The organism is Mycobacterium sp. P2_H7 (genome assembly GCF_056403275.1).
Genome location: NZ_JBFUFU010000002.1, coordinates 1 through 13,689, shown reverse-complemented (window position 1 = coordinate 13,689; position 13,689 = coordinate 1). Strand labels below are relative to the sequence as shown.

Here is a 13,689-nt window from a genome sequence, read left to right as displayed (position 1 = left end):
GACAGAATGACCAGCGTGATCGATTCCGTCGGGGCCCGTAAAGCGCGTGGTGCGTTTTTCACCCCACCGGAGATCACCCGCTACCTGACCCAGTGGGSGGKCCGCGACCGCGCGGACCGCGTGTTCGAGCCGTCGGCAGGTGAGGCGGCCTTCCTGGTCGCCGCGGCCCGCCGGCTCACCGACCTCGGTGCGGCCGCGCCCGTGCTCGACGGCGTCGAGATCCATCCGGCCAGCGCCCGCGCCGCCCGCAAGCGGGTGGCCGAGGCCGGCGGCACCGCGCGCGTCCGCACCGCCGACTTCTTCGCCGTCGACCCGCAACCGTCCTACACGGCGGTGATCGGCAATCCGCCCTACATCCGCTATCAGGACTTCCGGGGACAGGCCCGCGCCCAGTCGCGGCGTGCCGCCCTGACGGCCGGTGTCAGCCTGTCCGGTCTGGCATCAAGCTGGGCGGCGTTCACCGTGCATGCGGCGCTGTTCCTGCGGCCCGGTGGGCGGCTCGCGCTGGTGCTGCCCGCCGAGTTGCTCAGCGTCAACTACGCGGCACCGGTGCGTAAGTTCCTGTTCGACCGGTTCGCCACGGTCGAGCTGGTGATGTTCGACGAGCAGGTGTTCCCCGAGGCCGAGGCGGATGTGGTGCTCCTGCTCGCCGACGGCTTCGACGGTGGACCGTCGGGGCACGCCGTCATCCACCGTGCGCGCAACGCGCGCTCGCTGACATCCGCTCTGGCGCAACGCCAGTGGGCGCCCCGTGATCCGGCGGACAAATGGGTCAGCGGTCTGGTGGGCGCGGCACCGGTGGAACAGCTGCACGCACTGCACGACACCGGCCGCTTCAGCACGCTGGACCAGTGGGGTGACACCACGCTGGGCATGGTGACCGGGAACAACGGATATTTCGCGCTGTCGCCGAGCAGGGTGCATGAGCTCGGGCTGCGGTCCGCCGACCTGCTGCCGCTCTCGCCGCCGGGTAGCGCACACCTGCGCGGGCTGACCCTCACCGCGGCGCAACTACGCAAGCTGGGGGAGGACGGTAAGTCGATCCACCTGTTCCGGCCGGACGGCGCCGCGTCGGGGGCCGCGCAGCGCTACATCGATGCCGGCCACGCCGCCGGGGTGCATCTGGCCTACAAGTGCCGGGTCCGCAAGCCGTGGTTCCGGGTGCCGCTGCTGGCCCCCGCTGATCTCCTGCTCACCTGCATGAACGCCGACACCCCGCGGCTTGTCACCAATCGCGTTGCGGCGCATCACCTGAACTCCGTGCACGGGGTCTATCTGCGTGACGAGCTGACCGTACTCGGGCAGGATCTGCTGCCGCTGGCGTCGTTGAACTCGGCGACGGTGCTGCACGCCGAGATCGTCGGGCGGTCCTACGGCGGCGGGATTCTCAAGCTGGAGCCCCGCGAGGCGGATCGGTGGCTGGTGCCGTCCGCGGACCTGATCGGCGACCGCGCCGCGCAGCTGCGCGCCGCCCGGCGCACCGTGGCGGGCCTGCTCACGCGGGGACGGCTGCTCGACGCCGTGCAGACAATCGACACCGCCCTGGGACTCGACGACGTGGATTCGATTCGCGCAGCGCGTGATTCACTGGCCACCCGGCGGGCGGTAAGGTCGCGGCGTGCCCGCTGAACCATCGACGAAAGCCACCGCGTGGGCCATCTTCGACCGGATCGTCGCTGAGGCGGCACCACACGGGCAGCACACCAACCCGTGGTTGCGCACCGACGATTCACCGGTCTATCAGCCCGACTTCCGGGTGCTTCGGCGGCTGCTCGGGGTTCCGCTGTACCTGGACGCGCCGTCGACCACCGGGGTGCCCGCCCTGGCGCTCGATGTCTGGTTGTCCTACGAGCTGCGGCGCGCCGGTTTCGACGCCAATGCCGTGTGGCCGCGGGCCACCGAACCGCGCATCATGCCCAGCGCCATCGCCAACCTCCTGGAAGCACTGCCCATCAAGGAGCGGCTTCTCATCGAGAATCGGCTGCAGCGCTCGATGAAGGGTGTCTCAGGCGCCAGTGCCAGCGTCCTGGGCAAGCACTACATGAAACAGGTCGACATCGTGATGTCGGACTGGGACACCGGGCCCGAACTGCTCATCAGCACCAAACGGATGGACTCGAGTTTCGGCAAGAACGCCGCAAACCGCGTCGAGGAAAGTTACGGCGACGCCAAGAATCTACGGTTGCGCCACCCGCTGGCCGCACTCGGGTTCGTCTACGGTCTGCGCTCGACCATCCTGACCACAGAGCCGGACAAGGCCGAGTGGCTCATCGATCTGCTTGCCAAGCTAGGCACCGAGGATGACGCGTACCACGCAGTGGCACTCGTCATGATCGACTACGAGAGCGATGGTGCCCCGCCCGCCGGAGACGAGGTCGACAGCATCGAAAAGGCAGACCCTGACGTACTTTTCGAGATTGTCGACGTGGAGACGGCGGCGGTCGACGAAGCCCTCGCAGCGTTGCCGCAGGTGGTGATCCGCCACGACACCGTGCCGCCGGCGCTGCAACCCGCCCGCTTCCTGGCGGCCATGGTGAACCGGGTGCTGGACACCACCCCGGTCACCCGGCACCGCGAAGCCCGGCGGCGGCGCCGCGAGGTTTAACGCACCCGCGAGCTCGCCTTGGCCCGCGCCGTCCACCGGCCGTCCTCGAAACCGACGGTCACCGGGTGCTCGAATGCCGCCGTCACATGGTCGGTGGTGACGGTCTTGCGGGCGGGCCCGCTGGCCACGGTGCGGCCGGCACCGATCAACAGCGCGTGCGTGGTGGATGTCGGCAGCTCCTCCAGATGATGGGTCACCAGGATGGACGCCATCTCCGGGTGCGAATGATCGAGTGTGTCAAGGGTTTCGAGGAGCTGCTCGCGGGCTGCCACGTCCAGGCCGGTGGTCGGTTCGTCCAGCAGCAGCAGGCGCGGATCGGCGATCAGTGCGCGGGCGATCAGGGTGCGGCCCCGCTCACCTTGGGACAGGGTCGGCCACACCGAGTCGGCCCGGGCCGACAACCCGACGGTGTCGATCAACTCGTCGGCGCGGGCCACCTGTGCGGAGGTGGGGGTCCAGCGCGCCGCCGTGTCGATGGTGGCGGTGACGCCGGTGAGCACCACGTCGCGCACCGTCAGCGGATACTGCAGGCGGTGCCGCGGGTTCACATGGCCGATGTTGCGCCGCAGCACTGACAGGTCGGTCTTGCCCATCTGGTTGCCGAGTACCCGCACGGTGCCGCTGGTCGGAAAGATCACGGCCGCACAGAAACCCAGCAGTGTGCTCTTGCCCGCACCGTTGGGTCCGAGCAGCGCCCAGTGCTCACCGGCCTGCACCGTCAGCGAGATGCCGTCGATGATCTGTTTGCCCTCACGGCGGAAGGTGACGTCGGTGATGTCCAGAACGGGGGTCATGAGAAGGACTCCATCAATGCGGTCAAATGGGTTCGGCTGGCCGAGGCGGCGGCCTCGGGGGAGCGCGCGGCGATGGCGTCGACGAGCTCCTGATGGCATGCGTGATCGGATTCTTCGGACTTCACCGGTGCGATCCTGAGCATGTCGATCATCGCCGTGCGAAGCCGAGGCAGGAACGCGTCGAAGAGCTGGATCAGCACGTCGTTGTGCGCCGCGGCGATCACCGCGCGGTGAAACGCCATGTCGGCGTCGACGTGCTCGGGTACCGATTGGCCCACTACCCCGCGGGCCGCGAGGGCCCGGCGGATGTCCCGCAGGTCGGCGGGGGTACGGCGGCGTGCGGCCAGCGCCGCGGCTTCGGCCTCGATGGCGATGCGTGCCTCGACGACCGAGGCGATGGTGGTGCGCCGCAGCACCGCATCCCAGTCCTCGGTGGCATCGAGTGCGGTGACGAACACCCCCGCGCCCTGCCGACTTTCCAGCACACCCCTGCCTGCCAGTTCGCGAATGGCTTCACGCAGGGTGGAACGGCCGACGCCGAGCTGGGCGGCCAGTGTCGTCTCACCCGGTATCCGATGGCCCAGCGGCCATTCGCCGTCCCGGATCCGGGTCAGCAACAGCTGTGCGGCCTGGGCGGCCAAAGGGTGCCGCTGAACTTGGGTGACCATGCCAACCTCTCTACTTGTCTGAGGAGTTGTGTACAGTCTAACCATCATGACGAGCCAGCTTCTCCTTCGCCGCCTCGGCAGGGCCTGACCGACCGGCCCCCTGCCGTGGGGTCGTGTTGAGCCGGTCGAATCCCCTCGACCGAAGGACTCACCGATGAACTGGAACCGTCAACAGCCCTCACCGATGCCGTGGCATCGTTACGGGAACATCTACGAACGTGTGGATGTGCCTTTACAACAACGTCATTGGCCGCAAGCCCGGCTGACGGCGGCGCCGCTGTGGGTGCCCGTGGACCTGCGCGACGGCAATCAGGCACTCGCCGAACCGATGGACCCCGACCGCAAGAAGGAGTTCTTCGAGCTGCTGGTGACCATGGGCTACAAGGAGATCGAGGTCGGCTACCCGTCTGCCTCGCAGGCCGACTACGACTTCGTCCGGCTCATCGCCGAATCCGACATCGCCCCGGACGACGTCACGATCGTGGTGTTCACCCCGGCCCGGCGCGACCTGATCGAGCGCACCGTCGAATCGATCGACGGCATCACCAACGATGTCGTCGTGCACATGTACACCGCGACCGCGCCGACATGGCGGGACACGGTGCTGGGCAAGGGTCGCGACGAGCTGCGCGAGTTGATCCTGGCGGGCGGCCGCGACGTGCTGGAACTGGCAGGTGACCGGCCGAATGTGCGGTTCGAGTTCTCGCCGGAGGTCTTCAACCTCACCGAACCGGACTACGTCCTGGAGGTATGCGACGCCATGACGCAGCTGTGGCAGGCCTGCCCGCAACGTCCCGTCATCCTCAACCTGCCCGCCACTGTCGAGGTCGCCACCCCGAATGTCTATGCCGACCAGATCGAGTACATGCACCGGAATCTGGCCCGCCGCGACAGCGTCATCCTGTCGGTGCATCCGCACAATGACCGGGGCACCGGCGTGGCCTGCGCCGAACTGGCGGTACTCGCCGGGGCGCAACGGGTGGAGGGTTGCGTCTTCGGCAACGGCGAACGCACCGGCAACGTCGACATCGCCACCCTGGCGCTCAACCTGTACGCCCAGGGCGTCGACCCGAAGATCGACTTCTCCGATATCGACCGGATCGCTCGCACCGTCGCCCACTGCACCCGGGTGCCCATCCACGACCGGCACCCCTACGTCGGGACGCTGGTGCACACCGCGTTCTCCGGCACGCACCAGGACGCCATCAAGAAGGGCCTGGCCGAACATCGGGCGCGGGCCGTTGCAGCTGCGCTGCCGGAGCGCGAGATCGATTGGCGGGTGCCGTATCTGCCTATCGATCCGGCCGACCTCGGCCGTACCTACGAGGCGGTGATCCGGGTCAACTCACAGTCCGGCAAGGGCGGGGTCGCCTACCTGCTGCAGACCGAGTACGGGCTGGAGCTGCCGCGGTGGCAGCAGGTCGAATTCGCGCGCGTCGTGCAGCAGCGCACCGACGCGAGCGGTGCTGAGATGACCGCAGCCGAACTGTTCGAGTTGTTCCGGGCGACCTACGGCCTCAGCGCGCCCTGAGCACCTCGAGGGCCTTGTCGGCGTGGGTGTCCATGCTGAACTCGCTGGCGATCACCGACAGGACGGTGCGATCGGTGTCGATGACGAACGTGGTCCGCTTGACCGGCATCAGCTTGCCGAGCAGGCCGCGCTTCACCCCGAACTGGGTGGCCACCACGCCCTCGGTGTCCGACAGCAGTGGGTAGTCGAAGTTCTGCTGGTCGGCGAACTTGGCCTGCTTGGCCACCGCGTCGGCGCTGATGCCCACCCGGGAGGCGCCGGCCGCGGTGAACTCGCCGGCGAGGTCGCGAAAGTGGCAGGCCTCCTTGGTGCAGCCCGGCGTCATGGCAGCCGGGTAGAAGAACAGCACCACGGGTCCGTCGGCCAACAGACCGGTCAAGCTGCGCAGTGTGCCCGTCTGATCGGGCAATTCGAAGTCGGCCACTTTGTCGCCAGGTTTCATATCTGCACACGCTACTGGGGTGAGCGAAGCGACGGGGGACATGCACGCCGGACCTGCTCCGGCCGTCTGGGAGGATTGCCTGCGTGCAGACCCTCGCATCAACCACCTCCCGTGCAGACTTCCGGGCGCTGGCGGCCGAGCACCGGGTCGTCCCGGTGACCCGGAAGGTGCTCGCCGACAGCGAGACCCCCCTGTCGGCTTACCGGAAGCTCGCTGCCAACCGGCCGGGCACCTTCCTGTTGGAGTCCGCCGAGAACGGCCGGTCCTGGTCGCGCTGGTCGTTCATCGGTGCCGGCGCCCCGTCAGCGCTGACCGTGCGCGACGGCGAGGCGGTCTGGCTGGGGAGCACCCCGCAGGGCGCCCCGTCGGGCGGCGACCCGCTGCAGGCGCTGCGCACCACGCTGGACGTGCTGGGCACCGCGACGGTGCCGGGCCTGCCGCCGCTGTCGTCGGGCCTGGTCGGCTTCTTCGCCTACGACATGGTGCGGCGCCTGGAGCGGCTGCCCGAACTGACCGTCGACGACCTGCACCTGCCGGACATGCTGCTGCTGCTGGCCACCGATATCGCGGCGGTGGACCACCACGAGGGCACCATCACGCTGATCGCCAATGCGGTGAACTGGAACGGCACCGACGAGCGCGTGGACTGGGCCTACGACGACGCGGTGGCCCGCCTGGACGTCATGACGGCAGCACTGGGGGAGCCCTTGCACTCTTCGGTGGCCACGTTCGCGCGACCCACGCCCGAGCACCGTGCGCAGCGCACCGTCGCCGAGTACACCGCGATCGTCGACGGTCTGGTCGAGGAGATCAAGGCAGGCGAGGCGTTCCAGGTGGTGCCGTCACAGCGTTTCGAGATGACCACCGCCGCCGACCCGATCGACGTCTACCGGATGCTGCGGGTGACCAACCCCAGCCCGTACATGTACCTCTTCAACGCGCCCAATGCAGAAGGGGGACTGGACTTCTCGATCGTCGGGTCGAGTCCCGAAGCCCTGGTGACGGTGCAGGACGGTAAGGCCACCACCCACCCGATCGCTGGAACCCGGTGGCGCGGTGACACCGAAGAGGAAGACGTCCTGCTGGAGAAGGAACTGCTCGCCGACGACAAGGAACGCGCCGAGCACCTCATGCTCGTCGATCTGGGCCGCAACGATCTGGGTCGGGTGTGTGAGCCGGGCACCGTGCGGGTCGAGGACTACAGCCACATCGAGCGCTACAGCCACGTCATGCATCTGGTGTCGACGGTGACCGGGCACCTGACCGAGGGCAGCACCGCGCTGGACGCGGTGACCGCATGTTTCCCGGCCGGCACGTTGTCGGGCGCCCCGAAGGTACGGGCGATGGAGTTGATCGAACAGGTCGAATTGACGAGGCGCGGCCTGTACGGCGGGGTGCTGGGTTACCTGGATTTCGCGGGCAACGCCGACTTCGCCATCGCCATCCGCACTGCCCTGATGCGCGACGGCGTCGCATATGTGCAGGCCGGCGGCGGTGTGGTCGCCGACTCCAACGGGCCGTACGAGTACAACGAGTCGGCCAACAAGGCCAAGGCGGTACTGGCCGCCGTGGCGGCCGCCGAGACGATACAGACGCCGTGATCCGCATTTCACAGGCACTCCTCGCGGTGGCCGCGTTGGCGTTGTGGGGAGCGTCGCGGCTGACGTGGGTGGTCGTGGAGTCCTTCGACGGACTCGGGCAGCCCAAGACGTTGACGTTGACGGGTGGCCAGTGGTCCACGGCGCTGGTGCCGTTGGCGCTGGTCCTGCTGGCCGCGGCGGTCGCCGCTCTGGCGGTCCGGGGCTGGGCCCTGCGGCTGCTGGCCGTGCTGGTGGCCTTGTGCAGTGCCGCGATCGCGTATCTGGGCATCAGCCTCTGGGTGATCCGCGATATCGCCGTGCGGGCCGCCGACCTGGCTCAGGTACCGGTGGCGACGCTGGGCGGCACCCTCGGTCGTCACTACCTGGGCGCCGGCATCACCGTGGGTGCCGCGGTGCTCACCCTGGCCGCCGCGGTGCTGCTGATCCGGTCGGCCTCCACCACGCGCGGCACCGGCACCAAGTACGTGGCGCCGGCCGCCCGCCGCGAAGCGGTGACCGGTGACAACGCAGCCGACGGGATGTCCGAGCGGATGATCTGGGATGCCCTCGACGAGGGGGCGGACCCGACGGATCCGGACGCCGATTCTGACTCCAAGGGTCGGTGACGGGCGGTGCAGCGTCGGCGACTAACCTCTAACCCAACGACAGGGTCGAGACTGACCCATCCGGGTCTCTCCCGGCAGACGGAAATGGACGGTGGCTCATGAGTTCGGGGACCGTGCTCGACTCCATCATCGAAGGAGTTCGCGCCGACGTTGCCGCTCGTGAAGCCGCGGTTCCGTTTGCCGACATCAAACAACGCGCCAAGGATGCGCGCCCGCCGCTGGATGTGATGGCGGCGCTGCGTGCACCGGGCATCGGCGTCATCGCCGAGGTCAAGCGCGCCAGCCCGTCGCGCGGCGAACTCGCATCCATCGCCGACCCGGCGAAGCTGGCCAGTGCCTACGAGGCCGGCGGCGCCCGCGTGATCAGCGTGCTCACCGAGGAACGCCGCTTCCACGGCTCACTCGACGATCTGGACGCCGTCCGCGCCGCCGTGTCGATTCCGGTGTTGCGCAAGGACTTCATCGTCGGGCCGTATCAGATTCACGAGGCCCGCGCCCACGGCGCCGACATGCTGCTACTCATCGTCGCCGCCCTGGAACAACAGGCGCTGGAGTCGATGCTCGATCGCACCGAGTCGTTGGGGATGACCGCGCTCGTCGAGGTGCACACCGAGGAAGAGGCCGACCGTGCGCTGCAGGCCGGTGCCACGCTGATCGGCGTCAACGCCCGCGACCTCAAGACCCTCGAGGTCGACCGCGACTGCTTCGCCCGGATCGCCCCCGGTCTGCCCAGCAGCATCATCCGCGTGGCCGAATCCGGCGTGCGCGGTACCGCCGACCTGCTGGCCTACGCCGGTGCGGGTGCGGACGCGGTGCTCGTCGGCGAAGGACTGGTCACCAGCGGTGACCCGCGCAGCGCCGTCGCAGACCTGGTCACCGCGGGTGCCCATCCGTCCTGCCCCAAACCCGCCCGGTAGATGGCGGATATCTCCGGTCCACAACTGCCTCGCATGAGCGCGGCGGTGGCCGAACCCACCAGCCATGATCCAGACGCCAAGGGCCATTTCGGCGCCTACGGCGGACGTCTGGTTCCCGAAGCACTGATGGCCGTCATCGAAGAGGTCACCGCCGCGTACGACAAGGTGCGTCGCGACCAGGCCTTCCTCGACGAGCTCGATCGGCTGCAGCGGCACTACACCGGCCGTCCGTCGCCGCTGTATGAGGCGGCTCGGCTCGCGGAGCATGCCGGTGGCGCACGACTGTTCCTCAAGCGTGAAGACCTCAACCACACCGGATCGCACAAGATCAACAATGTGCTCGGGCAGGCGCTGCTGGCCAAGCAGATGGGCAAGACCCGCGTCATCGCCGAAACCGGCGCCGGACAACACGGGGTCGCCACCGCCACCGCGTGCGCGTTGATGGGGCTGGACTGCGTCATCTACATGGGTGCGGTCGACACCGCGCGCCAGGCGCTCAACGTCGCCCGGATGCGGCTGCTGGGTGCCCAGGTGGTCTCGGTGGAGTCCGGCTCCAAAACGCTCAAAGACGCGATCAACGAGACGTTCCGGGACTGGGTCGCGCACGCCGACGACACCTACTACGCCTTCGGCACCGCAGCGGGCCCACATCCGTTCCCGCTGATGGTGCGCGATTTCCAGCGGATCATCGGCTTGGAGGCGCGGGCCCAGATCCTCGAACAGGCCGGCCGGCTGCCCGACGCCGTGACGGCGTGCGTGGGCGGCGGATCCAACGCCATCGGTGTGTTCCACGCCTTCATCGACGACCCGGGTGTGCGACTGGTCGGGTTCGAGGCCGCCGGCGACGGTGTGGAGACGGGCCGGCACGCCGCGACCTTCACCGGTGGTTCGCCGGGCGCCTTCCAGGGTTCGTTCTCCTACCTGCTGCAGGACGAGGACGGCCAGACCATCGAATCGCATTCCATCTCAGCGGGTTTGGACTATCCGGGAGTGGGACCGGAGCACGCGCTGCTCAAGGATGTCGGCCGGGCCGAGTACCGGCCGGTCACCGATACCGAGGCGATGGACGCGTTCTCGCTGCTGTGCCGGACCGAGGGCATCATCCCCGCGATCGAGTCCGCGCACGCGGTGGCCGGTGCGCTGAAGCTCGGTGTCGAACTCGGCCCGTCCTCGGTGATCGTGGTGAACCTGTCCGGTCGGGGCGACAAGGACGTCGAGACCGCAGGTAAATGGTTCGGGCTACTGGACGGTGATTCGTGAGCCGATTGGGGCCTCTGTTCGACACGTGTCGTGCCGAGGGGCGTTCCGCACTGATCGGCTACCTCCCGACCGGTTATCCGGATGTGCAGACTTCCATCTCGGCGATGACCGCTCTCGTCGAATCCGGTTGCGACATCGTGGAAGTCGGGGTCGCATACTCCGATCCCGGGATGGACGGACCGACGATCGCGCGGGCGACCGAGACCGCGCTGGCCGGCGGCGTGCGGGTGCGCGATGCGCTGCGTGCCGTCGAGGCGATCAGCAATGCCGGCGGGCGCGCCGTGGTGATGACGTACTGGAATCCGGTGTTGCGTTGGGGCGTGGATGCTTTCGCCCGCGACCTCGCAGCGGCCGGCGGGTTGGGATTGATCACGCCGGATCTGATTCCGGACGAGGCAGGGGACTGGGTGGCAGCGTCGGAGAAACACGATCTCGATCGGATTTTCCTGGTGGCGCCGTCGTCCACCCCGGAGCGGCTGGCCGCCACGGTGCAGGCCTCCAGTGGATTCGTGTACGCGGCGTCGACCATGGGTGTGACCGGCGCGCGCGAAGCGGTGTCGAACATGGCGCCCGAGTTGGTGCGACGGATCCGGGAGATCTCCGACATTCCGGTCGGGGTCGGCTTGGGTGTGCGCTCGCGGGCGCAGGCGGCCGAGATCGGTGCCTACGCGGACGGCGTCATCGTCGGGTCGGCCCTGGTGTCGGCTCTCGATGAGGGGATCCCGGCTGTGCGGGCGTTGACCACCGAGCTTTCCGAGGGCGTGCGGCAGGGGATTCCGGCATGACCGAGACGATCCTCGCCTTCATCCCCAGCCCGTCGCAGGGTGTGTGGCATATCGGGCCGGTGCCCATTCGCGCCTATGCGCTGTGCATCATCGCCGGCATCGTCGCCGCGCTGATCATCGGTGACCGCCGGTGGGTGGCGCGCGGTGGCGAGCAGGGCGTCATCTACGACATCGCATTGCTGGCAGTGCCCTTCGGCTTGGTCGGTGGGCGCCTGTATCACGTGATGACCGACTGGAAGACGTACTTCGGTGACGGTGGTGCCGGGCTCGGGGCGGCGTTCCGGATCTGGGATGGTGGCCTCGGGATCTGGGGCGCGGTGGCGCTCGGTGCCGTCGGCGCCTGGATCGGCTGCCGGATGCGCGGAATTCCGTTGCCCGCGTTCGGCGATGCGATCGCGCCCGGGATCATCCTGGCGCAGGCGATCGGTCGGCTCGGCAACTATTTCAACCAGGAACTGTACGGTCGCGAGACGACGGTGCCGTGGGGTCTGGAGATCTACGAACGTCGCGATGCCAGCGGTGCGCTCAACACGCTGAACGGCGTTTCCGATGGGCAGCTGGTCGGAATCGTGCACCCGACGTTCCTGTACGAGTTGTTGTGGAACCTGCTGATCTTCGCGTTGCTGTTGTGGATCGACAAGCGCTTCAACATGGGTCACGGGCGGTTGTTCGCGCTGTACGTGGCCGGCTATTGCGTGGGCCGGTTCTGGATCGAACTGATGCGCAGCGACCCGGCATCCATGCCCGTCGACGGTATTCGGGTGAACACGTTCACCTCGACGTTCGTCTTCATCGCTGCGGTGGTCTACATCATGGTCGCGCCGAAGGGTCGGGAAGACCCGGAGTCGCTGGCCGGCAAGCAGGATGACGGTTCTCCCCTCGAAGACTCGCTGGCCAAGGAATTGGCGGCGGTTGGCGCGGGCACCGGAGTGGTGGCGGCCGCGACCGTGGCGGGAGCGGCCGAATCCGAGGATGCGGCGGCGGTCGGTGATGTCGAGGGTGACGTGGATGTCGCCGAAGAAGCCGAGGCCGCAGACGAGGCCGAAGAACCCGTTGATGCCGACACCCTCGTGGTGGCAGGCGAGGAGCCGGACGCCGAGGCTGAGGCTGAGGCTGAGTCGGAGGGTGACGCTGGAGCCGAGGCTGCAGCGGACGTTGCGGTCGAATCCGAGCCCGAGACTTCTGACGTCGGTTCAGAGCCGGAGTCCGTGGAGCCGACTGAATCTGCCGTTACGGATGAGCCGGAGACCGAAGTCGAAGCCGAGGCCGACGATCCTGCCGAGGCCGAGATCGAAGCCGAGGAGGCGGAGGGCGAGTCGGTAGAGGAGCCTGCTGCCGAGGAGTCGTCCGTCGAGGCTTCCGACGTGGGTGCGGAGTTGGAAGCGGCATCGGAATCGCTGGCGGCTGCGGGGTCGACAGACTCCACTGGTGAGGATCTGCCGGAGGCTGAGGCTGAAGGTGAAGAGTCTGATGAAGCTTCGGCGGGTGACGATGAGCCTGAGGCTGCCGAAGGCGACTCGGTTGAGGCGGAAACCGAAACTGAGGTTGCCGCTGTTGTAGATGAGCCCGCTGCGGACGAATCTGTCGAGGCTGCGCTCAGTGACGCCGCTGAACCAGAGACCGAGACCGCGGGTGCTGCTGAGGAAGAGTCCGCTGCTGACGGGTCCGTCGAAGCTGCCGATGAGGCTCAGGCGGAAGCCGAGTCCGAGGTCGTTGAGGGCGATTCGGCTGAGGTCGACTCTGACGAGGAATCCGCCGACGTTGAATCTGTTGAAGAAGCGGAAGGTGCGGCCGGTGACGACGAGCCCGATCCTGAGGGCGAGGCTGCCCCGAGCGACGATGCAGCAAGCGAATCTGTAGAAGAAGCAGAAACGTCGGCTGAGATCGATGAGCCTGAGCCTGAGGCCGAGGTCGCCGAGGGCGATTCGGTTGAAGCGGAAACCGACACTGAGGTCGTAGAACGCGATTCGACCGGCGATGACGATGCCGAAGAAGAGCCTGACGCGAACGACTCTGCGAAAGCCGACACTCCTGCCGAAGTGCCCGCCGAGGCGAAGGCGAAGCCAGAACCGGCTCCATTGGCACCCATGGCATCCGAGTCAGCCCGCAAGCCCCGCTGGTGGCGTCGAAACCGCTGACGAAGCGGCAACGCAGGTAGACCATCACGGATCATCGCCGTCCTCTTCATTTTCGGGTGGGTTGAGGAGTTCTTCGGGGTGGAAGTGGTGGTTGGTGTGGTCTTGGCCGACGTCCAGTAGTGGTGGTGGGATCCATTCGGCGCGACCGGTGGCCGGGTTGAGGTGGGTGCTCCAGCCGGTTTCGTAGGCGAGGCGGTTGTCGGGTCCGCAGCCCAGGATGATGGTGTCGGCATCGGTTGTGCCGCCGGTGGCCCAGTCGTGGACGTGGTTGGCCTGGCAGTGGTCGGCGGGGGCGAAGCACCCGGGTCGGGTGCAGCCACGGTCGCGTGCGATCGCCACCAGG

12 protein-coding genes and 1 pseudogene are annotated in these 13,689 nt (G+C 67.9%); 9 read left to right on the top strand and 4 right to left on the bottom strand.

Features of this window, described 5'->3' with window-relative positions; all coding sequences use genetic code 11:
- Positions 1–15: 15 nt before the first annotated feature.
- Positions 16–1,629 (top strand): N-6 DNA methylase, encoded by a 1,614-nt coding sequence (locus AC1DY7_RS01955; protein WP_477491972.1) that lies wholly within the window; start codon positions 16–18, stop codon positions 1,627–1,629.
- Complete coding sequence (locus tag AC1DY7_RS01950; RefSeq protein ID WP_477491971.1) at positions 1,619–2,605, top strand: hypothetical protein; 987 nt, start codon at positions 1,619–1,621, stop codon at positions 2,603–2,605. Before AC1DY7_RS01955 ends, AC1DY7_RS01950 begins: the two co-directional genes overlap by 11 nt.
- Here AC1DY7_RS01950 and AC1DY7_RS01945 read toward each other — a convergent pair.
- Both AC1DY7_RS01945 and AC1DY7_RS01940 read right to left on the bottom strand, forming a co-directional pair.
- Entirely contained in the window at positions 2,602–3,399 is a 798-nt protein-coding gene (locus tag AC1DY7_RS01945; protein ID WP_477491970.1) for an ABC transporter ATP-binding protein, read from the bottom strand. The genes AC1DY7_RS01950 and AC1DY7_RS01945 overlap by 4 nt on opposite strands.
- A complete protein-coding gene (locus AC1DY7_RS01940) occupies positions 3,396–4,067 on the bottom strand; it encodes a FadR/GntR family transcriptional regulator (RefSeq protein ID WP_477491969.1) in 672 nt (223 codons plus the stop codon). Before AC1DY7_RS01940 ends, AC1DY7_RS01945 begins: the two co-directional genes overlap by 4 nt.
- A gap of 184 nt (positions 4,068–4,251) precedes the next feature.
- Between AC1DY7_RS01940 and AC1DY7_RS01935 the strand changes: the two are divergent.
- Positions 4,252–5,580: pseudogene (locus AC1DY7_RS01935) on the top strand (2-isopropylmalate synthase); the annotation flags it as partial.
- 4 nt (positions 5,581–5,584) lie between these two features.
- Here AC1DY7_RS01935 and AC1DY7_RS01930 read toward each other — a convergent pair.
- Entirely contained in the window at positions 5,585–6,040 is a 456-nt protein-coding gene (locus AC1DY7_RS01930) for a peroxiredoxin (RefSeq protein ID WP_477491968.1), read from the bottom strand.
- Between the two features lie 83 nt (positions 6,041–6,123).
- Between AC1DY7_RS01930 and AC1DY7_RS01925 the strand changes: the two genes are divergently transcribed.
- The 6 genes from AC1DY7_RS01925 (at position 6,124) to lgt (ending at position 13,346) form a co-directional block, all read left to right on the top strand.
- Positions 6,124–7,641: an anthranilate synthase component I gene (locus AC1DY7_RS01925; protein ID WP_477491967.1), complete on the top strand. Its 1,518-nt coding sequence runs from the start codon at positions 6,124–6,126 to the stop codon at positions 7,639–7,641.
- Positions 7,638–8,246, top strand: a complete 609-nt coding sequence (locus AC1DY7_RS01920) for a TIGR02234 family membrane protein (RefSeq protein ID WP_477491966.1) — start codon at positions 7,638–7,640, stop codon at positions 8,244–8,246. The genes AC1DY7_RS01925 and AC1DY7_RS01920 overlap by 4 nt, the downstream gene beginning before the upstream one ends.
- A 98-nt stretch (positions 8,247–8,344) precedes the next feature.
- Entirely contained in the window at positions 8,345–9,163 is an 819-nt protein-coding gene (trpC, locus tag AC1DY7_RS01915) for an indole-3-glycerol phosphate synthase TrpC (RefSeq protein WP_477491965.1), read from the top strand.
- Positions 9,164–10,423: a tryptophan synthase subunit beta gene (gene trpB, locus AC1DY7_RS01910; RefSeq protein WP_477491964.1), complete on the top strand. Its 1,260-nt coding sequence runs from the start codon at positions 9,164–9,166 to the stop codon at positions 10,421–10,423.
- Positions 10,420–11,208, top strand: a complete 789-nt coding sequence (gene trpA / locus AC1DY7_RS01905) for a tryptophan synthase subunit alpha (RefSeq protein WP_477491963.1) — start codon at positions 10,420–10,422, stop codon at positions 11,206–11,208. Before trpB ends, trpA begins: the two co-directional genes overlap by 4 nt.
- On the top strand, positions 11,205–13,346 hold the full coding sequence (gene lgt, locus AC1DY7_RS01900) for a prolipoprotein diacylglyceryl transferase (protein ID WP_477491962.1): 2,142 nt from the start codon (positions 11,205–11,207) through the stop codon (positions 13,344–13,346). The genes trpA and lgt overlap by 4 nt, the downstream gene beginning before the upstream one ends.
- A 24-nt stretch (positions 13,347–13,370) precedes the next feature.
- Here lgt and AC1DY7_RS01895 read toward each other — a convergent pair.
- On the bottom strand, positions 13,371–13,689 hold a 319-nt coding region (locus tag AC1DY7_RS01895; protein WP_477491961.1), incomplete at its 5' end, for an HNH endonuclease signature motif containing protein.